The 18,561-nt window shown below is 58.2% G+C and carries 15 protein-coding genes, 2 tRNA genes and 1 pseudogene; 5 read left to right on the top strand and 13 right to left on the bottom strand.

Features of this window, described 5'->3' with window-relative positions:
• Nucleotides 1–25: 25 nt before the first annotated feature.
• Entirely contained in the window at nucleotides 26–352 is a 327-nt protein-coding gene (locus BLR72_RS13290; protein ID WP_175492357.1) for a DUF982 domain-containing protein, read from the bottom strand.
• A gap of 800 nt (nucleotides 353–1,152) precedes the next feature.
• Between BLR72_RS13290 and BLR72_RS13285 the strand changes: the two genes are divergently transcribed.
• Nucleotides 1,153–1,482 (top strand): hypothetical protein, encoded by a 330-nt coding sequence (locus BLR72_RS13285; RefSeq protein ID WP_027232466.1) that lies wholly within the window; start codon nucleotides 1,153–1,155, stop codon nucleotides 1,480–1,482.
• A 17-nt stretch (nucleotides 1,483–1,499) separates the two neighbouring features.
• Here the strand turns inward: BLR72_RS13285 and BLR72_RS13280 are convergent, their stop codons facing one another.
• The 5 genes from BLR72_RS13280 to BLR72_RS13260 form a co-directional block, all read right to left on the bottom strand.
• Complete coding sequence (locus tag BLR72_RS13280) at nucleotides 1,500–2,486, bottom strand: ABC transporter permease (protein ID WP_091949240.1); 987 nt, start codon at nucleotides 2,484–2,486, stop codon at nucleotides 1,500–1,502.
• Entirely contained in the window at nucleotides 2,483–3,463 is a 981-nt protein-coding gene (locus BLR72_RS13275) for an ABC transporter permease (protein ID WP_091949237.1), read from the bottom strand. Before BLR72_RS13275 ends, BLR72_RS13280 begins: the two co-directional genes overlap by 4 nt.
• A complete protein-coding gene (locus tag BLR72_RS13270) occupies nucleotides 3,460–4,959 on the bottom strand; it encodes a sugar ABC transporter ATP-binding protein (protein ID WP_175492361.1) in 1,500 nt (499 codons plus the stop codon). The genes BLR72_RS13275 and BLR72_RS13270 overlap by 4 nt, the downstream gene beginning before the upstream one ends.
• A gap of 86 nt (nucleotides 4,960–5,045) precedes the next feature.
• Nucleotides 5,046–6,176, bottom strand: coding sequence for a sugar ABC transporter substrate-binding protein (locus tag BLR72_RS13265; RefSeq protein ID WP_091922531.1), 1,131 nt, complete (start codon nucleotides 6,174–6,176; stop codon nucleotides 5,046–5,048).
• Between the two features lie 41 nt (nucleotides 6,177–6,217).
• Nucleotides 6,218–7,150 (bottom strand): SMP-30/gluconolactonase/LRE family protein, encoded by a 933-nt coding sequence (locus BLR72_RS13260; protein ID WP_091949232.1) that lies wholly within the window; start codon nucleotides 7,148–7,150, stop codon nucleotides 6,218–6,220.
• A gap of 380 nt (nucleotides 7,151–7,530) precedes the next feature.
• On the opposite strand from BLR72_RS13260, the gene BLR72_RS13255 reads away from it, so the two are divergent.
• The gene (locus tag BLR72_RS13255) at nucleotides 7,531–7,734 is read left to right on the top strand and encodes a hypothetical protein (RefSeq protein WP_091922528.1); all 204 of its coding nucleotides are present in this window, start codon (nucleotides 7,531–7,533) and stop codon (nucleotides 7,732–7,734) included.
• Between the two features lie 173 nt (nucleotides 7,735–7,907).
• A complete protein-coding gene (locus BLR72_RS13250; RefSeq protein ID WP_091922526.1) occupies nucleotides 7,908–8,654 on the top strand; it encodes a LuxR C-terminal-related transcriptional regulator in 747 nt (248 codons plus the stop codon).
• Nucleotides 8,655–8,695: 41 nt separating this feature from the next.
• Here the strand turns inward: BLR72_RS13250 and BLR72_RS13245 are convergent.
• From BLR72_RS13245 to BLR72_RS13220, 6 genes and pseudogenes are all read right to left on the bottom strand, one after another.
• Nucleotides 8,696–8,953 (bottom strand): annotated as a pseudogene (locus BLR72_RS13245) (transposase); the annotation flags it as partial.
• Between the two features lie 95 nt (nucleotides 8,954–9,048).
• Entirely contained in the window at nucleotides 9,049–10,488 is a 1,440-nt protein-coding gene (locus tag BLR72_RS13240; RefSeq protein WP_027232458.1) for an HlyD family type I secretion periplasmic adaptor subunit, read from the bottom strand.
• Nucleotides 10,489–10,492: 4 nt separating this feature from the next.
• On the bottom strand, nucleotides 10,493–12,214 hold the full coding sequence (locus BLR72_RS13235; protein WP_091922524.1) for a type I secretion system permease/ATPase: 1,722 nt from the start codon (nucleotides 12,212–12,214) through the stop codon (nucleotides 10,493–10,495).
• Nucleotides 12,215–12,317: 103 nt separating this feature from the next.
• The gene (locus BLR72_RS13230; protein ID WP_091922523.1) at nucleotides 12,318–12,899 is read right to left on the bottom strand and encodes a PE-PGRS family protein; all 582 of its coding nucleotides are present in this window, start codon (nucleotides 12,897–12,899) and stop codon (nucleotides 12,318–12,320) included.
• 285 nt (nucleotides 12,900–13,184) lie between these two features.
• The gene (locus tag BLR72_RS13225) at nucleotides 13,185–14,219 is read right to left on the bottom strand and encodes a hypothetical protein (protein ID WP_244506705.1); all 1,035 of its coding nucleotides are present in this window, start codon (nucleotides 14,217–14,219) and stop codon (nucleotides 13,185–13,187) included.
• Nucleotides 14,220–14,661: 442 nt separating this feature from the next.
• A tRNA-Asp gene (locus BLR72_RS13220) sits at nucleotides 14,662–14,738 on the bottom strand.
• 188 nt (nucleotides 14,739–14,926) lie between these two features.
• Between BLR72_RS13220 and BLR72_RS13215 the strand changes: the two genes are divergently transcribed.
• Both BLR72_RS13215 and BLR72_RS13210 read left to right on the top strand, forming a co-directional pair.
• Nucleotides 14,927–15,002 (top strand) — tRNA-Val (locus tag BLR72_RS13215).
• A gap of 155 nt (nucleotides 15,003–15,157) precedes the next feature.
• Nucleotides 15,158–15,766 carry a HupE/UreJ family protein gene (locus tag BLR72_RS13210; protein WP_091949227.1) on the top strand — a complete coding sequence of 203 codons (609 nt, stop codon included), beginning with the start codon at nucleotides 15,158–15,160 and terminating at the stop codon, nucleotides 15,764–15,766.
• A 63-nt stretch (nucleotides 15,767–15,829) separates the two neighbouring features.
• Here the strand turns inward: BLR72_RS13210 and lon are convergent, their stop codons facing one another.
• Entirely contained in the window at nucleotides 15,830–18,250 is a 2,421-nt protein-coding gene (lon, locus tag BLR72_RS13205; protein WP_027232450.1) for an endopeptidase La, read from the bottom strand.
• Nucleotides 18,251–18,561 lie beyond the last annotated feature (311 nt).

Below are 18,561 nucleotides of genomic sequence, written 5' to 3'. Positions count from 1 at the left end.
CCGCCTCGCCTTCCGGTTGGATCAATCACCTTGCCCGGTCGTGATGGTGAGGCTGGGCCGCCTCGTCCTCAACCGAAAAGGCCGCGGCGTTCACCTTGTCGTTGGCTGGACGGTGGGCGGCTGACGCTTCGGTCTTTTCCTCGACGAACGCATCGACCTCCTTGGCTGCTTCTACGAATGCGAAACGAGCCGCTCTGGCGGTTGCTTCACCTTCCAAAGCCTTGGCGCAGACGGCTTTCGCTTCTTCGTAGAGGGGGCCGCATTGTTTCGTCCAGCAATGCTTCAACAGGTCCGCAGCCTGCTTAACCGAAGACACATTCATTATTGTGCCGGAGCGCGGTGATTTGATCATTACATGTTCAAAGGATTGATCACGCATAACACAAGAATGCGGGGCAAAAGGAATGGTTCCGGAGGCTCCCCGGGACCCTATAAGATCGATCTACTTACAGTAGAATTCGGTTCGTATTGAACCAAAGCAGTTGAAATGCGTTTGATTAGTGGAATGCGTTTGATTAGTGGATTGCATGGCATGACAATTTTGTGAGTCGGACAGATCGCGTTGACAAAGGGGTTGGCTCCACGAACGTTTGCTGATATTCGGCCGGCTCCATTCAAGAAGGACTTATGCAGCAATGAACAGTCACTTTGCTCTCATCCTGGCGATGCTTACGGCAGTAGCCTGGACCGGAACACTGGTTTATCTGGTCAAGCGGTGGAGCCACGGTCACGGTCGGAAGTGACAATTTCCGGTGATATGTACCGGAATGTGATTTGACAGCCTAAATCGAAAGTATCAGGGTGGATCTAAGCCCTCCCCCGGCCCATGGAGGCTCGACGATTGCCATCGACATGAGTGGCGCATCGTCGAGCCTCATTTTTTCCAAATAGCTCTAATACGCAACCAATGTCTGATTTCTGCGTTATTGTAGTGTCGGGAGCGTTATTTGAACCCGTTTCAGATATCCCGATAGAGGCCCAGTATCGTCCACGGCAATCAAACGCTGTGTGGCCATCTGGGCCTCACTCTGTTTGGTCATACCTGCCATCTAGTCCTTTGGATGTAGTTGCGCATCACCCATCCGATTAGGTTGTTCGGCTTTTACCCCTAGGTTAGCGTTTTGTGAAACGCGTGACTCGGGGGACTTGCGCATGCTGATAACGATACTGCTGGGCTTGGCCCTGACTGCTGGCAAGGTAGACAAGGGTGATGCCGTCATGCAGGCCCAGTTCGATCTGCTCAGATTGTCCTATGCATGCGGCGATCCACTATACAGGTCGAAGCGCGACTCGACCCGGCGCTGGATCGAACGGCTGGAATCAAACACAACCTACAGTATGCAGGACGTTGCAGATCTCGATAGCGGTCTGAAGAACGGCACCATCAAACCCGCGACCCGGGTAGAGCGCGGTGACTGCATCAAGCTTCTCGCCGATGGGGAGGCGAAGGTCGAAAGCCTCGTCGAGGAATACAACCGCTAGTAATATTATTTCATTGACTATTTCCGGTCGATCTCGCCGCGTCCGTAACCGAGCAACATGACAAGAATGACGACGCCGTAGATGATCTGGCGCCCTGCCTCCGGGATTTGCATCACAGCCAGGATCGATTGCAGCAGCGTTATCAGGATAACGCCGGCGATCGTGCCGAGATAATTGCCCTTGCCGCCAAGGATATTTGTTCCGCCAAGCACAACGGCCGCAATGGCCGGCAGGAGATAGGGGTCTCCCATCGCCTGATAGGCCTTGGTCGAATAGCCGGCCAATAAAACACCTGCAAAAGCCGCCGCGGCACCGGAGAGCACGAAACACCAGATGATGACGCCATTGGTGTTCACGCCTGAAAGATATGCCGCCGATTCGCGATTGCCGACCGCATAGACCCGGCGCCCGAAGGCGGTTCGGGTTAAAAGATAGGTGGTGAACCCGCCGACGATGATCCAGATGAAAAGCGCGTTGGGAAAGCCGAAGAACAAGCGCCCGACTGCCATGAAGTGCATCGCGTCGGTTGCATGATCCTGCGGTGCGAAGCCGCCGGTGTGCAGCACCATGAGACCCTGGACGACCGCGTTCATGCCCAAGGTGAAGATCATCGACGGCAATCGCAAATAGGCGACGCCGAGTCCGTTGAGCAGGCCCACAAGCGCGCCGCAAAGCACGCCGACCGGAATCGCGACGACATTGCCGATGTCGCCGAACCAGCCGGCGACAGCCGTCGCCATCATGGCTCCGAGCGTAACTGTCCAGGGTATCGACAGATCGATGTGACCGATGAGAATGACCATCATTGCGCCGGAGGCAATAATGCCAAGAAACGCGCTGATCTGCAGTTGCTGCAGGAGATACTCCGGAGAAAGAAACTCGCGCGAGTAGAGTGCGCCGCCAAGCAGCATCAAGATGATGCAGCCGAACGCAATGATGACGGAGCGGTCGAGTGTAAACCGGAGGATCGGGACAGTGCCGGCCTGAAGCTTCTGGTCGTTCATGCGAAAAGCTCCAGCCGGTTGCGAATGCGCAGCACGCGGATCGCGCCGAGGCTGACGGCGGCAAGGAGCACGACGCCCTGAAACAATGGCTGCCAGAGCGGATCGAGATTGAAGACGAAAAGCAGATCCTCGATTGTGCGAAGCACGAATGCCCCGAAAATGGAGCCGATGGCGGATCCCCATCCGCCAAAGAGCGACGTTCCGCCGATCACAACAGAAGCGATCGAGTTCAGCGTATAGGAGCCGGCTATCGGCGCGGATGCCTCTCCCGAATAGGTGTTGAAGGTCAGCATCAGGCCGCCAAGTGCGGCGAGAAAACCCGCGAGCGTATAGGCAAGCAGTTTGGCGCGTTGGACCGGCACGCCCGACATATACGCCGCTTGCTCATTTGAACCCACGGCATAGGCCGCGCGGCCGAGAACCGAGCTGCGATAGGGCAACCAGACCAGCACGACAACGGCCGGGAGAATAACCAATGCGGTCGGAATGACTCCGAAAAGCTGGCCGGTGGCAAAATCCGCAAGGTCGGACTGCACGTCTCCGCCGGGGCCCGGTCTGATGTAAAGCGCGATGCCGTAATAAATCGCACCCGTTGCGAGGGTGGTGATGATAGGCTGAAGCCTGCCCCAGACGACGATGGCACCATTGAGGAAACCGGCCGCGGCCCCGACTGCAAGGACGGCCACAGCACCGAGCAGCCCCTCGCCCAATGTGCCGACCACGATCGCCGAGGCCAGGCAATTGGCAAGGATGAATATCATCCCGACAGAAAGATCGAGCCCGCGCGTCAACACCGGCAGGGTCTGGGCCATGGCCACAAGTGCGAGCAGCACCGCCTTGTTCGCCGCCGTTGCGGCAACAGCGGCGTTCAGACCCACCGGATGGTTCGAGGTGTATATGGTGAACATCAAAATGAAGAGGGCAATCGCGCCCAGGAGACCGGCATTGTGCGAGATATGATGGCGAAGATTGCTCATGCGGCCTGCTCCTTGCCATTCACGTTCAGCGCTGTCTCGATGATATTTCGCTCGTTGAGGTCGCGACCGAAAAGTTCGCGCGCTATCCTGCCGCCATACATCACCAGCACCCGGTCGCAGCAGCCGATGAGCTCGGCGTAATCGGTCGAGTAGTAGAGGATCGCGACGCCACTATCGGCAAGATCGCGCAGCAGCTTGTAGATTTCCTGCTTCGTGCCAACGTCAATGCCACGGGTCGGATCGTTCAAGAGAATGATCCCGGGCCCGGTCATGAGCCATTTCGCCAGCACGACCTTTTGCTGGTTGCCGCCGGAAAGCGTACTGACGGCGGCCGCAAGATCGCTGACCTTGATCTTCAGGCTCCTGATCATCTGCTCGACCGCCGCATGTTCTGCGCTGCGGTCAAAGCGAAGCCCTTTTTGAAACCGCGACAGCGAAGCAAGGCTTATGTTGTCGCGAATGTTCATCGGCAGCATCAGCCCTTCTGTTTTCCTGTCTTCCGGAATGAGGGCAAGCGGCAGCCCCGCCCTTAGGGCCGCGCGCGGGCCCGACAGCCGTTGCTGCTTGCCCAGAACCTCAACTGTTCCCGATACGCCCTTCAAAACGCCAAACAATGCAAAAAGCAGCGAGCGCTGGCCCTGGCCATCGAGCCCTCCCAGCCCGACGATCTCGCCCTTTCGAACGTCGAGAGAGATGTCCCTTAATTGCTCCGCCCAGGAAAGGTTGCGAACCGACAGAGCCACGGGCGCCGAAAGATCGGCGGCGGGCTTTTCGGGATAGTGGTGGGTGAGTTCGCGGCCGATCATCATCTGAACGATGGCATCCATCGAGCGCTCGCCGATGCCAAACGTCTCGATCTTGCGTCCATTGCGGAAAACCGTCGCGCAATCGGCAAGCGCAGTAATTTCATGCATCCGGTGCGACACGTAGAGTATGCCAACACCTTCGGAACGCAGTTTACGGATGATCGCATAGACACGTTCCACGTCGGCGGCGGTAAGCGCCGAGGTCGCTTCGTCAAGGATCAAAAGCTTTGGCCGTTTTGCCAAAGCCTTGGCAATCTCGACCATCTGCCGGCGCGACAAGGGAAGGTTGCGCACGAGTTCGAGCGGATGGATGTCGTCGCAGCCGATCATCGCCAAAAGTTCACGCGCCCGTTCGCGTTGCGCGCGCGCATCGATCAAACCCGCCCGCATCGGCGGTGAAACGATTGAAAGATTGTCGGCGACAGTCATATCTGGAAGCAGCGACAATTCCTGAAAGACGCAAACCACTCCCGCCGCCATTGCCTCGGTCGGGTTGCGGAAATCGACTCGCTTTCCTTCTACATAGAGTTCGCCTTCACTCGGGTCTGTCACCCCGGCGGCAATCTTGATCAGCGTCGATTTCCCTGCGCCGTTCTCACCAAGAATGGCGTGAATCTCGCCGGGATAGGCAACGAAATCCACCTCGCTCAAGGCCGCTATGCCACCATAGCTTTTCGAGACATGCTTCATTTCCAGAATAGGCGCGGGTTGCGACACGTCATCCTCCTCCAAGACGCGAATATACCGGGGCGCGAATGCGCCCCGGTTGGTGCCGCTTACTGGTCAGCCTTCGTTTGGCCCATGATCTCTTGTGCCGAGAAGTTGATCCCGCAGGTCGGGAAGGAATTGCCGACGAAGAAGTTGTCGCTCTCCTTCGCATAGTAGCTGTCGCCGTCCTTGAAGTTCGGGTCCTCGACAATCGACAGTGGCAGCGAGATCGACTGCGGCACGACCTCGCCCTCAAGCGCGGCTATCGCCGTCTTGATGGCAACCGCAACCTGGGCCGGCCCGGTCCCGGCGGAGGTGCATTTCAGCCCATCCTTCGAATGTTCGGCGCATAGTTTGCGGAAACCATTCTCGGTTTCGCCGCCGACGGGCACGAATGGATGCTTCGCGTCGATCATGGCGCGGACCGTACCCGTCGAGCCGCCCTGTACCGACACACCGTCGAAATGCTTGTGGACGGCGATGGCATCAGCAACGACCTTCTGGGCGGTGCCGTCATCCCAGCGGCCGACCACCTCCACCGTTTCCCATTGACCGCCGGACTTCTTCAGGACTTCCTGAATGCCCTCATGGCGATCACGGTCGACCGATGTACCGGTGACCCCGCGCACTTCAAGGAGCTTGCCCTTGTTGCCTGGCACGTTCTTGACCAGCCAATTGCCCCACAGTTCACCGAGGCCCTTCTGATCGACATTCACGTTGACGGCTTCATCCGTATCGAGCGTGTTGTCGAATGCAACAAGGACGACGCCGGCGGCATTTGCGCGCTTGATTACCGGTTTGAAGGCGGTTGGATTCTGCGCGTTGACAACAATCGCATCGTAGCCGGAATTGATGAAATTATCGACGGCAGCAATCTGTGCGGCGACATCATCCCCGGTCGATACGACCTTGAATTCCTTCAACTTGGCTTTGACTTCGGGCAAGGCAGCATAGGCTTTGGCGGTCTGGATCATCTGGATGCGCCAGGTATTGCCGATAAATCCATTGGCAAGGGCTATGCGATAGGGACCTTCTTTCTTGGGCCACTGGAAAAACTTGGTCTCGGACGTTTGCGGCTTGAAGCATTCGGCATCCTTGCTTGGGCCTTTTACGACCTCGGGGCCCGCAGCATAGGCGGATACACTCATCATCAGACTGACTGCTGTCGAAATCATCATGCTCTTTAGAATCATGCTCATTTCTGCTCCTCCTCCGTTGATTTATTGTCGTTGCCTGCCGATTACGGTGCCTGTACTCCCTGTCTCCTGGTCTCCACCGCGTAGACCGAACTCGTCGCCGTTATAAAAAGGCGTGATTTGGACGGTCCGCCAAACGTCAGGTTGGCGACAACCTCCGGGACCAGAACGCGGCCGAGCCTTTCGCCCGCCGGCGTATAGCAATGGACGCCGTCCGCGGCGGATATCCACAGAAGGCCCTCCGTATCGACACGCAATCCATCCGGCACTATGTCGATAACCGCGACAACCCGGCTTTTTCCAAGCTTGCGGCCGTCGACGACATCCAATGCGCGTACATGATGTGGGCGCGTATCATCGAAGCCGAAACCAAATCCGCCGGCCCGGCCTGAATCCGCGATGTAAAGGACGCTCTCGTCGGGCGAAAAGGCAAGTCCGTTGGGCCTGTCGAAATCATCGGCCACCAATTCCACGGCGCGGGTATCAGGATCGATGCGATAGACATTGTTGCCGTCGATCTCGCGGTCGGCCCGTATGCCCTCGTAATCCGAAATGATCCCATAGGGCGGGTCGGTGAACCATATTGAGCCGTCGGACTTGACCACAACGTCGTTCGGCGAATTCAGCCGCTTGCCCTGCCAGTGAGTTGCAAGAACCTCATACGCGCCATCCGTGCCGGTTCGGCTGACGCAACGCCCGCCGTGCTCGCAGGATACCATTGCGCCGTCGCCATCGAGCGTGTGGCCATTGGCACGTTGCGAAGGTTGCCTGAAAACCCGCACGCCCTTTGTTTCTGACCATGTCATCATCCGGTTGTTGGGGATATCTGAGAAGCGCAGTTCCTGGATATCATTCAGCCACACCGGCCCCTCGGCCCAGACTAGACCGGTTGCGATCTGCTCGAGCTTGGCATGCTCGGGAAAGAATCCCGCAAAGCCGCGTTCATCTTCCGAAAGAAAATGTTGTTCCACTCCCATGCGCCGGCCCTCCCGTGCCGGTTAGTCTCGCTGGACGCGAGACGCCTTAACGCTTCCCTCTCATGCCGCCATGAGGCATCTCACGACATGGCGCTCGCCAGCGCGTCGCCTGGACAGCGAAATTCCGTCGCGCGCAACACGCTCGCAGTTGCAAGCGGTAACGGGTCCTATCAGCATTGTTTTCGGGTAACGGCCGGCGACACGTCCCACCCCTGAATAGAGATTTTATATCTAAGATAACATATGCGTCATCGAGAGCCCAAGACTTTGTTAGCCGGAACGCCTGTCTTTACGATTATAAGTTGCATAGGCTGTATGCAGCGCGTTACCACGTTCCGTGCCACCCGAGACAAGCTCATTCCAAGGGCAAGGAGAAATGCATGACAGTCGCAAGAGCCATCGCCGCACTCATTACAGCTTGCCTGCTTATGGGCTGCAGCAGTGCCAAAGGCGACTGGCGCGCGCGTTATAACGCGATGTGGCGGACGGAACGCTCATGCGCTTCGGGCTATTACGATTGCGGCCTGCGAACCAGCAATCAGGCGAGCCTTCACGGCGCGCGCAATAACAGAAACTGGCACTGACGCAACAACCGGGAAAGCGCTCCGCACCATTGGATATCAGCCAAAGGATATAGCCCTATGGAGGCATACCTATGTCCAGATTGGAGTTAATCCCCTTTTTATCATGACATGACGCACGAACGGGAATAATATGTGTTGCAAATGGATTGCAAAAAATCCAAGGGGGGCTGCACGTGTCCATTAACTCTGACACAAAACGCCGTAAGGCGCGTAATGCGCCGACTGTAATCGTCATAGAGCAACATACACTGGCAAGGACGACAATAGTCAGACTTCTCGAACACGAGCTCGCTGGCTGGGACTTTATCGATATGGTCTCAATAGAGACTCTCGATAGTGCTCTTGGAATGGACGTGCGGCTTATCGCACTCGACCTTGCCGGCCGAACACTGGACAGTACCAGCCTCAACGACGATCTCGACGCAATCAGGGAACGTTTCCCCGAAGCCTCGATCGCACTTCTATCAAATACTGACGATACGTTCGTGGCTTCGCAGGCGCTCGAAATGGGCATTCGTGGTTATTTCACGACATCCATTCCACTCGATGTTGCGCTCGCGGGCATGCGCCTTGTATTGGCGGGCGGCGTGTTTTACCCGCATCCGCTGGTCGCCTCACCTTCGCGCAGTCGCGCAATCATTGCGCCAAGCGGGCCTGCAGACGAGCCGCGCAAGGTGATCAGCGTTAATACCGATTATTTGACGATAGCCGATTTCACGCCGCGCGAGGCGGACGTGCTCGCAGAATTGCAGTGTGGACACCCCAACAAGGTGATCGCTGGCAAACTCAACCTGTCGGGCCACACGGTGAAAATGCATCTGCAGCACATCATGCGTAAGTTGCAGGTCCAGAACCGTACAGAAGTCGTTGCCCGCCTTGGCCAAAGGGCGATGGCAGACCAGGACGTCAGGGCCAACTGAGGCTTTGGGTAGAATCGCTTCTAGGCATTTCCGCGTGAGGTCTTCTCAAGCATTTCACTCAGCGTCGCCGCGGCCAGCATGGTCTCGGCGAGCAGTTTCTTGAGCTTCTGATTTTCTTCTTCCAATGCTTTCAGTCTTCTGGCGTCGAACCCGACATTCTTGAACTGCAGCGATTGCCAGCGATAGAATGTCGGCTCACTGATACCGTGCCGGTGGCAAACCTCGGCCACCGTCGTTCCGGCCTGGTGTTCTTTCAGAATGCCTGTGATTTGATCGTCGTCGAACTTTCTCTTACCCATCGATACGATCCTTCGATGGCCGCTGCCGGCGAAGCGGATGCGGCGGAACAACCCGGCATGGTGTTCCGCCCGAATTGATCCGTCCCACGCCCATATCAGTCTTCGCGGAACGCGCGGTGGAAGCTGTCGATGAGGGGACGCAGCGCGTAGAATGCAACGCTGTTTTCGCCGGTCTCGATCAGAGCCTGGGCAGGCATCCCCGGAACGAGCTCCACATCGCGCATCTTCGCCAGCCGTTCGTCGGTCACGCGGATGGTCGCGGCGTAATAGGGTTGGCTCGTCTGCTTGTCGACAAGACGGTCGGCCGAAACGTATTCGACGATCCCCTTGAGCAGCGGGACGCGGCGTTGATTGTAGGGAAGCAGGTGGACTTGCGCCTGCAGGCCCGGATGGACGACGTTGATGTCTTCCGGCCGCACCCGCGCCGAGACGACAAGCTTGTCTTCACGCGGCACGAGATCGACCAAGGGTTGCCCCTCACCGATGACGCCGCCCGTCGTATGGACACGCAAATCCATTATCGTGCCGTCTTCCGGCGCGCGGATCGAGGTCCGCGTCAATTGATCGTCGATGGCACGCAGGCGTTCACTCAGCTGCAGGATCTGCGTTTCGGTGTCGCGCATGCCTTGCGAAACCTCGTTGAGGCGATCGCTTTCGAGCTTGACCAGATATGCCTGGCTTTCGCTGATGACCTGGTAGGCGCGGGAAATCTGCGCGGTGACCTCACCGAACTGACCATCGAGATCGGCTTTTTCCCGGCCAAGAACGAGTAGCCGGCTCTTGCGCTCGAGGCCCTTTATCGCGAGCGGCGTTACGGTCTCGAGTTCCTGTCGGGCGATCTCGACCCGTTCTGTCAGCGCAGCCTTTTGCGCCGTAAGCCCGGTGATTTCCTCCTGCACCTGCTCCATCTTCTTTTGCGTGATCGCAATTTCGGATTGGAGGACCTGTTTGCGAGTCTCGAAGATCCGCTGTTGACCGCTGAGGATGCCGTCAACCGATGGGTTGTTGTGGCGAACTTCTTCAAGATCGATGGGGTACACGACGCGGTCGAGGTTCTTTTGCTCCGCGAGCAGGCGGGCGTGACTCGCCTTGGCATCCCAGAGCTGCCCCTGGAGGCTGTCGCGCTCTGAACGCGACTTGGTGTCGTCAAGCTGGAAGAGCACCTGCCCGGCCTTTACCGCATCGCCGTTCTTGACGAGAATCTGGCGTACGATGCCGCCCTCCAGATGCTGGATGGTCTTGCGGCTCGACTCCGGCTCGACCAGCCCGGATGCGATCGCTGCGCTTTTGAGCGGTGCGAAAATCGACCATGTGCCGAAGCCGATGATGAACACCCCGATCAGGAGGTTGCCGACCAGGGCGACCCTGCGGAGCCGTGACATAGGTGACGGCGCAGCCAACAGGGTATTGACCTGCGTGCCTTGTGGCGAATAGCTGAGAAGCCTTTTGAGACTCGTGCCGGCTAGAGCGGTCCGGCGCATCACGCTCAGTGCTCCGGTCATACGTGACGGAATCTCGGATTGAACGAGGGCCATGGCTCTATCCTTGTGTCCCTGCCGGTGACGGCGGCTGGAGATAGGTGTCGTAGATGTGGTCGCTGTCGCCGAAGGCGTCGACCGTCCCATTACGCATGATCGCAATCTTGTTGGTCACGGGCAGCAGCCCCATGCGGTGGGTGATGATGACGACAGTCATCCGGCGCGCCTTCATCCGCTCGATGGCGTTGAACAATACGCGCTCACCGTCAAAATCGAGACTCGAGTTCGGATCGTCGAGCACAACCAATGAGGGATTGCCGTAGGCAGCGCGCGCCAATCCAAGTTGCTGGCGCTGCGCGCGCAGCAGCAAGGCACCGCCGTCGCCGATATCAGTATCGTAGCCCTGCGGCAGCCGCATGATCGTGTCGTGCAACCCGACAAGTTTTGCCGCTTCGATGGCCTTGCTGGCGTCGCCACCGTCAAGGCGCCCGATCACATCCCTGATCGCACCGCCAAAGAGTTCGATATCCTGCGGAAGATAGCCGATATGGCCGGCGCCGCCGCAGAGCCGTAGCGCCGATATATCGACGCCTCCGAGAAGCGCGCATCCGTTTGTCGGCTGCAGGACGCCGGCCATGATGCGGCCAAGCGTCGATTTGCCGGAACCCGACGCACCGATCAAGGCGACACAATCGCCGGGCGCTAGTCGAAGATTCACGCCCTCCAGCAGATTCTTTTCCTTGAACGGGAGCTTGTAGCCAACATTGTCGAGTACGAGGCCGCTCGATTCCGGTACCGGCACGATGCGGGCATCGGTGCCGGACTGGACGGCGATGAGCATTCTGTTCAACCGGTTGAAGGCATTGCGGGCAAAGGCAAATGACCGCCATGCGCCGATTGCCCCTTCGACCGGCGCGAGCCCGCGGCCAAGCAGAAGGCTCGCGACGAAGATGATGCCGGGGCTGCTATTGGCTTCAAGAACAAGCCAGGTGGCAGCGCCCATGACCAGGATCTGCGTCAGCGTACGGATCGATTTCGAAAATGCCAGGATGATTTCCGTCCGGTGCATGGCGCTGTCCTGCGCCTTGCGGGCAAGTTCGGCGTCGCGATAGACGATTTGCGCTGCGCCGTCTTGCATGCCCATCGAGCGGATGACCTGTATATATTTAAGGGCGGTTGCGAATTTGGAATAGCTGCGTGCGAGCGCAAAATTCGCATGCGCCAGAGGTTCGCGTGTCGCAAACTCCGTCAGCAGCGCAAGCAGCAGCAGCGATACGGCGCTGACGAGGCCGATGGCGCCAAGCAAAGGGTGCACCATGAAGAGCAGAAGCAGGAACACCGGCGCCCAGGGCACATCGAAGAGCAGAGCGCTTGCGGGGGAATCGAGAAACTGGCGCAGCGAGGCAAGATCGCGATAGCAATCGGTGGCTGTTCCGGTATCGGCGCGCGCGGCGTATTCGAATGACGCGGTCAGTACCATGGGACGAAGCCGATGATCGAGCCAGCTGCCGATCCGCGACAGCGCGGCGCGGCGCACAATATCGAGTGCCGAACCCACGACCACGGCTGCCGCAATGATCAACGTCAGCATCACCAGCGTGTCGGCACTACGGCTCGACAGCACGCGATCGTAGATTTGCAGGAGGTAGACCGAGGGGGCCAGCAAGAAAAGGTTGTAGCCGCAACTATAGACGAAGACGAGCCCGAAGGCTCCGGCGCAGGCGCGGAGCGCGAGGACCAGATGCGTCGGTTGGCGCTGGGATTGTGTGAGGTTCGTTGTCATTATCGGGGTCTCAATACGCAGGGTACTGACAAGGCAGACGCGTGGTCACACCATTCGGAGAGGCAGGATCGCCGGATATACCGGCGATCCTCCTGGGGTCTGCTTATGATCCCAGATCGTGCAGGTCGATCGAGCCGAGCACGTTGACGAAATGATCAAGCGCATTGTTGACCGTCGTCGTTGTGGTTTCAGGATCCGTGTGAACAACGGCTGCGGAAATATCGCCGCCAAGTGCATTGTTGCCGTTACCGCCATTGCCGCCGACGCCAGCAAGGATCGTGGCGTGCTGATCAGCAGCAAGTTCGTTCAGCTGGTTGCCGGTCGTGGCAGCAGAAACCGCTGCAACGTCGCCGCCGCTATTGTTGGACTGGCTGCCGTTCGATGTTGCGTCGCCGCCTGCACCGCCAGCACCGAGATTGGTGATCGCTGCCAGGAAGCCATCATGGGCCGAAGCGTTACCGCCCTGCCCGCCGCCACCAGCTTCCCAATCCGCCTTCTGCCAGACATCATCGCCGTTGTACAATTTGGTATGTGCGCCTTCGACAGTCTGTGAGGCTTCAAAATAGGCTGTAGGGCTGAAGTTGATCGTGCCCTCATTGTATCCATCGCCGCCATTGCCGGCATTGGCGTCGCCTGCATCGGAATGATTGAGCTGGATGGTGTCAGACAATTGTGGAATAGGCATAATTTTACTCCTCTACTTTAGTTTTTGTCCGTGTTTCTCCCACGGCCCGGTACCCAGCAGTCTCCGCCAGGCAAGATAACCGCCCCATAAGAGTGCTCGTGTTCGGGCCGGCGAACTAGCTAGATATTCGGGGATGTTCCTTTGGGCGGGGTGGCTTCGAAGAGTGGTATGTAGTCCGGGAACGGACAAATGGATGTATCCTTCAGCCAAAACGACCTGCAGACGGCGGGCGCAATGCCCGCCGTCTGCAGAAAAAGCCCTGTTTGCTTTGTAGGCTAGCGCACTTTAAGCGTGCATGAACGACATGATGTCGTCCACGAGTGAGGCGTGATCGACCGTCAGGTTACCCTCGCCGCCATGCCCGCCGATGCCAGCCATCTGCAGCGCATGCTGGTCATAGAGCACGTGGTCGATCTGTTGGGCGTCCGCGGTGCCGCCCGCCGGAACGGCAATATTGACAGGATGGAAATAGCCGACATTGACATCGACGATGCTGCCGTTCGAATAACCGGAGCCGCCGCCGCCTCCCGAGCCCATGCCGGAACCGGTGAAGATCGTATCTGAACTTAAATTGAAGCCGCCACCGTCTCCGCCGATACCGGCGATTTGGACGGCACCCTGATCAAAAACAACATTGTTCGTCTGGTGAGCTTCGGCCGATCCGCCAGCTGCGCCAACCGCGATGTTGATTGGCGAAAAGATGGCTACGTTCACATCGATCATGCTGCCGATGAAGTACCCGTTGCCACCGTGCCCGGCATAAAGATCGCCGCTATAGGTGAGCGCCGTTCCGGCACCGCCAGGCGAGTTGGTGATGGCACCATTGTGGTCGCCGCCATCACCGCCGATGCCACCGATCTGGGTCGCGCCCTGCAAGAACAGGGCATTGTTGTCCTGATGGGCCGCCGCATGCGAGCCTGAACCCCAGGATACGGCCGTATTGACTGGAGCAAAGACCCCGACGTCAGAGCTGACCATGCCCCCGTAGAAAATACCGTTGCCGCCGGTGCCGGCGTGGTTCACGGTATCGCCTCCCCCGCCATTCAAAACGACATTGCCGCTGCCGCCGTCTCCGCCCATGCCGGCCATTTCGGTAACGTGCTGATTCATCAGCGCATTGTTACCCTGATTGGCGTCGGCCGAGGAATGAGGGCCAGCGATGGCAGCATTGGAAGGCGTAAAGATCGCGAGCGGATTGGCCGATATGAGCCCGATGGCGATCCCATCGCCACCGCTGCCGGCGGAACTGCTCGGAAGAACTTCGAGCGGAAGCCATGTTGGCACGAGCGCCAGATGCCCCGAAGCGGAACCCGGGATCATGCTTTGATTGACGCTCGGATTGAGCGCTTCTTCCGCTACGGGCCGATTATCCGCCATGACGTCTCTCCACTCCGCTTACACGCACGGTCCCGACAAAACACGCGGGCGCATGGTTCTTATTGTCCGCTATTGTGAAGGCGAACGGCGAAAAAGAAGAGCCTGCAATTCGTCTACAGCCGTTTGGGCGTAGGAATAGCCATTTGGCTATATCCCTAATGGTTCGCATGCTGCTGCGAAACCTCGAAAGGAATGCCACACCCTAAATGGCTGCTGCGTTACAACTGGAATGAGAACATGCTGAGGAGAGCCTACCGATCGGCAACTAATAGATACCTGGGCGGGTAATTGAGTGATCGGGCGCCACTAAATCGGGACAAGGTGGAAAATGTGCTGGGCGCCATTTTCGCGCAACAAATCAAGCTATTGATTTTATTGAGAAAAGTGGCGCGAGTGACGGGGCTCGAACCCGCGACCTCCGGCGTGACAGGCCGGCACTCTAACCAACTGAGCTACACCCGCGCACTTTCGTGCCGAACATTTCGTCCGGCGTGAGCGGTCGTTTAAGGGGTTCGCGGGGGTGTGTCAAGCACAACCGAACAGGAAAAATGCGAATGTGAAAAACTCTTTGCGGAAATCATAAAAGTGTCGCAACCCTCTTGCCAATATCGCGCTAAACGCATAAACGCTCCGTCCATACCCTTTGCGTAGGGCGATTAGCTCAGTTGGTAGAGCGCTTCGTTTACACCGAAGATGTCGGGAGTTCGAGTCTCTCATCGCCCACCATTCATCTCCCAAACCGTATCTGAGAGACAGGCGATCGCGACAGCGATGACCGCTGATTTTATGCCGCTGTCAGTATTTCCTCTTTCTCTCGCGGCCCATCTCGGCAACAATGGCTTCAGCCTCCTTCCAAGAACGCTGAAACACGGGAACAGAACATGCCAGCCCTCCGCACCTTCACCTTCAGAATCGCTTTAGCCCTTGCCGCCAGCCTATTACCGTCCCTTGCCCATGCCCATGTGGGCCTCGGCGATACAGGCGGATTTGCGCACGGATTCGCCCATCCTTTAACCGGTCTCGACCATATCCTTGCCATGGTGCTTCTCGGTATCCTCGCCGTACAGATGGGCGGGCGTGCATTGTGGCTCCTGCCCCTTGCTTTTATCGGCATGATGAGCGCCGGCGCTGCGCTGGGCTTTGCCGGCCTTGGCATGCCGTTCGTCGAGGTCGGTATCGCAGCATCGGTAATCGTGCTCGGCGCCGCGGTTGCGTTTGAGGTCAAGCCGCCGGTCGCCGTTGCCGTTGCCCTCGCAGGGCTGTTTGCCACCTTCCACGGCCATGCGCATGGCGCGGAGATGCCGATGGATGTTGCCGGCTACGCCTACGGCGCCGGATTCATCGCCGCCACCGCCCTTCTTCACCTTGCAGGCATCACCATCGGTGTCGGGGTCGCCAAACTTGGCGAGCGCTTCGGTCCCAATCTAATACGCATCGTCGGAGCGATCGCCGCTGCCACGGGGCTCGGCATTCTCGGCGGCGCTATCTGAATTCAAGCGCCGAATCAAAAAGGCCGGGCAATTGCTTGCCCGGCCTTTTGTTTATGCGTTCGCCTAGTGAGCGACTTGCGCTGCCGTTTCATCCTCGACAGGCGCGGCCGGCACATGTGCTGGCTCGGTCCACTCGATCCGCTCCGGCTGACGGATCAGAGCGTGCTTGATCACCTCGTTGGCATGCGAGACCGGAATGATCTCGAGGCCGTTCTTCACATTGTCAGGTATTTCCACCAGGTCCTTGGCGTTATCCTGCGGGATCAGAACAGTCTTTATGCCACCGCGCAGCGCGGCAAGCAGCTTCTCCTTGAGGCCGCCGATCGGAAGGACCCTGCCACGCAGCGTGATCTCGCCGGTCATGGCGATATCCTTGCGAACCGGAATGCCCGTCAGTATCGATACGATGGCCGTAACCATCGCTATACCGGCCGAGGGTCCGTCTTTCGGCGTTGCGCCTTCCGGCACGTGCACGTGGATGTCGCGGCGATCGAAGAGAGGCGGCTCGACGCCGAAATCAATCGCGCGCGAGCGGACATAGGAAGCCGCTGCGGAAATCGATTCCTTCATCACATCGCGCAGGTTGCCCGTCACTGTCATGCGGCCCTTGCCGGGCATCATGACACCTTCGATGGTCAGCAATTCGCCGCCCACCTCGGTCCAGGCAAGACCTGTTACGACACCGACCTGGTCTTCGCCGTCGATCTGGCCGAAACGGAACTTCTCGACACCGAGATAGTCGTCGATGTTGCTTTCCGTAACCTTCACCGCCTTCTTCTTGGTCTTCAGAATTTCGGTGACGGCTTTCCGGGCGAGCTTCATCAGTTCACGTTCGAGACTGCGCACACCGGCTTCCCGCGTATAGTTGCGGATGATAGCGCGGATGGCACCCTCTGAAACCGAGAACTCCTTCGGCTGCAATGCATGATCGCGGATAGCCTTGGGCAACAGGTGCCGCTTGGCGATTTCCAGCTTCTCGTCTTCCGTGTAGCCGGCAATACGGATGATCTCCATGCGGTCCATCAAGGGGCCTGGAATATTCAGCGTATTGGCCGTCGTCACGAACATCACATTCGACAGGTCGTACTCGACCTCGAGATAGTGATCCATGAACGTCGAGTTCTGTTCCGGATCAAGCACCTCGAGCAACGCAGAGGACGGATCGCCGCGGAAGTCCTGGCCCATCTTGTCGATCTCATCGAGCAGGAAGAGCGGATTCGACTTCTTGGCCTTCTTCATCGACTGGATGACCTTGCCGGGCATCGAACCGATATAGGTACGGCGGTGACCGCGGATCTCAGCCTCATCCCTCACGCCGCCGAGCGACATGCGGATATATTCACGCCCCGTCGCCTTGGCGATCGAGCGGGCAAGCGAGGTCTTGCCGACGCCGGGAGGACCGACGAGGCAGAGGATCGGACCTTTGATCTTGGTCGAGCGCGCCTGCACGGCGAGGTACTCAACGATACGGTCCTTGACCTTGTCGAGCCCGTAATGCTCGGCATCGAGGATCTCGTCGGCGAGGTTGAGATCGTTCTTGATCTTCGACTTCTTGCCCCAAGGAATGGACAGCAGCCAGTCAAGATAGTTGCGAACGACGGTCGCCTCGGCGGACATCGGGCTCATCTGCCGCAGCTTCTTAAGCTCGGCATTGGCCTTCTCGCGCGCTTCCTTCGAAAGCTTGGTCTTCTTGATCCGGTCTTCCAGCTCGGCTGCCTCGTCGCGGCCGTCTTCGCCATCGCCGAGTTCCTTCTGAATCGCCTTCATCTGTTCATTCAGGTAGTACTCGCGCTGGGTCTTCTCCATCTGGCGCTTGACGCGCGAGCGGATGCGCTTTTCCACCTGCAGGACGGAGATTTCCGATTCCATGAACGACATGGCTTTCTCGAGCCGTGCGCGCACCGAAAGAATCGAAAGCATGTCCTGCTTTTCGGGAATCTTGATCGCTAGATGTGAGGCGACCGTATCGGCCAGCTTCGAGTAATCCTCGATCTGTCCGGCGGCGCCGACGACTTCCGGCGAAATCTTCTTGTTGAGCTTGACGTAATTCTCGAAATCCGAGACGACCGAACGCGCAAGCGCTTCGATCTCGACAGGATCTTCCTCGGGTTCTGCGAGCGTTACGGCAGTGGCTTCGTGATATTCCTCGCGATCGCTGAAACCGGTGATTTCGGCGCGGGCGATGCCCTCGACGAGCACCTTGACCGTACCATCCGGCAGTTTCAGAAGCTGCAGCACGTTGGCAATCGTGCCAACCGTGTAGATCGCGTCGGCCTGCGGATCATCATCCGCAGCGTTCTTCTGTGTGGCAAGCAGAATTTGCTTGTCGACGCCCATGACTTCCTCAAGCGCACGAATGGACTTTTCGCGGCCGACGAAGAGTGGAACGATCATGTGGGGGAAGACAACGATATCGCGCAACGGCAGAACGGCATAAAGCCCGCTCTGGCCACCCGCTGGTGTCTTCTTGCTTGCAACCGTCATTTCATGTCCTTTCTCAGGCCATCTGGCCAGATCGCCACGCCCGGGTACCCATGGGTTGCATGATCATTCCAAAAAGCGTCCACTTTCGGGGATCAGCATGAGCGGCGTACTACCGGTTGTGCGGCTTACCTCATTACTTGGAGTGGCGGCCCGCCTGTTTCAAGCATCCCGGCCCCAAGCACAGTCACAGAATCGTAATCTATCCTGCTCCTGCAAATTTCGGAGCGCAATCTTCCGCAAGGCAACAAGTAGGGTGCGACGGTGTGATTATCGTGGAAATCATCCACATACGCCGTCTGCTCTTCATTGCC

The organism is Phyllobacterium sp. YR620 (assembly GCF_900104165.1).
In the GTDB taxonomy this organism is placed as follows: Bacteria; Pseudomonadota; Alphaproteobacteria; order Rhizobiales; family Rhizobiaceae; genus Phyllobacterium; species Phyllobacterium pellucidum.
Note: the sequence above shows the minus strand (reverse complement) of the source record. Positions and strands in the feature narration are given on the sequence as shown.

Bases quoted from the DNA above. Each gene is read 5' to 3' on its own strand.
- BLR72_RS13290 (WP_175492357.1), bottom strand. From the start codon at position 352: ATGATCAAATCACCGCGCTCCGGCACAATAATGAATGTGTCTTCGGTT.
- BLR72_RS13285 (WP_027232466.1), top strand. From the start codon at position 1,153: ATGCTGATAACGATACTGCTGGGCTTGGCCCTGACTGCTGGCAAGGTA.
- BLR72_RS13280 (WP_091949240.1), bottom strand. From the start codon at position 2,486: ATGAACGACCAGAAGCTTCAGGCCGGCACTGTCCCGATCCTCCGGTTT.
- BLR72_RS13275 (WP_091949237.1), bottom strand. From the start codon at position 3,463: ATGAGCAATCTTCGCCATCATATCTCGCACAATGCCGGTCTCCTGGGC.
- BLR72_RS13270 (WP_175492361.1), bottom strand. From the start codon at position 4,959: ATGAAGCATGTCTCGAAAAGCTATGGTGGCATAGCGGCCTTGAGCGAG.
- BLR72_RS13265 (WP_091922531.1), bottom strand. From the start codon at position 6,176: ATGAGCATGATTCTAAAGAGCATGATGATTTCGACAGCAGTCAGTCTG.
- BLR72_RS13260 (WP_091949232.1), bottom strand. From the start codon at position 7,150: ATGGGAGTGGAACAACATTTTCTTTCGGAAGATGAACGCGGCTTTGCG.
- BLR72_RS13255 (WP_091922528.1), top strand. From the start codon at position 7,531: ATGACAGTCGCAAGAGCCATCGCCGCACTCATTACAGCTTGCCTGCTT.
- BLR72_RS13240 (WP_027232458.1), bottom strand. From the start codon at position 10,488: ATGGCCCTCGTTCAATCCGAGATTCCGTCACGTATGACCGGAGCACTG.
- BLR72_RS13235 (WP_091922524.1), bottom strand. From the start codon at position 12,214: ATGACAACGAACCTCACACAATCCCAGCGCCAACCGACGCATCTGGTC.
- BLR72_RS13230 (WP_091922523.1), bottom strand. From the start codon at position 12,899: ATGCCTATTCCACAATTGTCTGACACCATCCAGCTCAATCATTCCGAT.
- BLR72_RS13225 (WP_244506705.1), bottom strand. From the start codon at position 14,219: ATGATCCCGGGTTCCGCTTCGGGGCATCTGGCGCTCGTGCCAACATGG.
- BLR72_RS13210 (WP_091949227.1), top strand. From the start codon at position 15,158: ATGCCAGCCCTCCGCACCTTCACCTTCAGAATCGCTTTAGCCCTTGCC.
- lon (WP_027232450.1), bottom strand. From the start codon at position 18,250: ATGACGGTTGCAAGCAAGAAGACACCAGCGGGTGGCCAGAGCGGGCTT.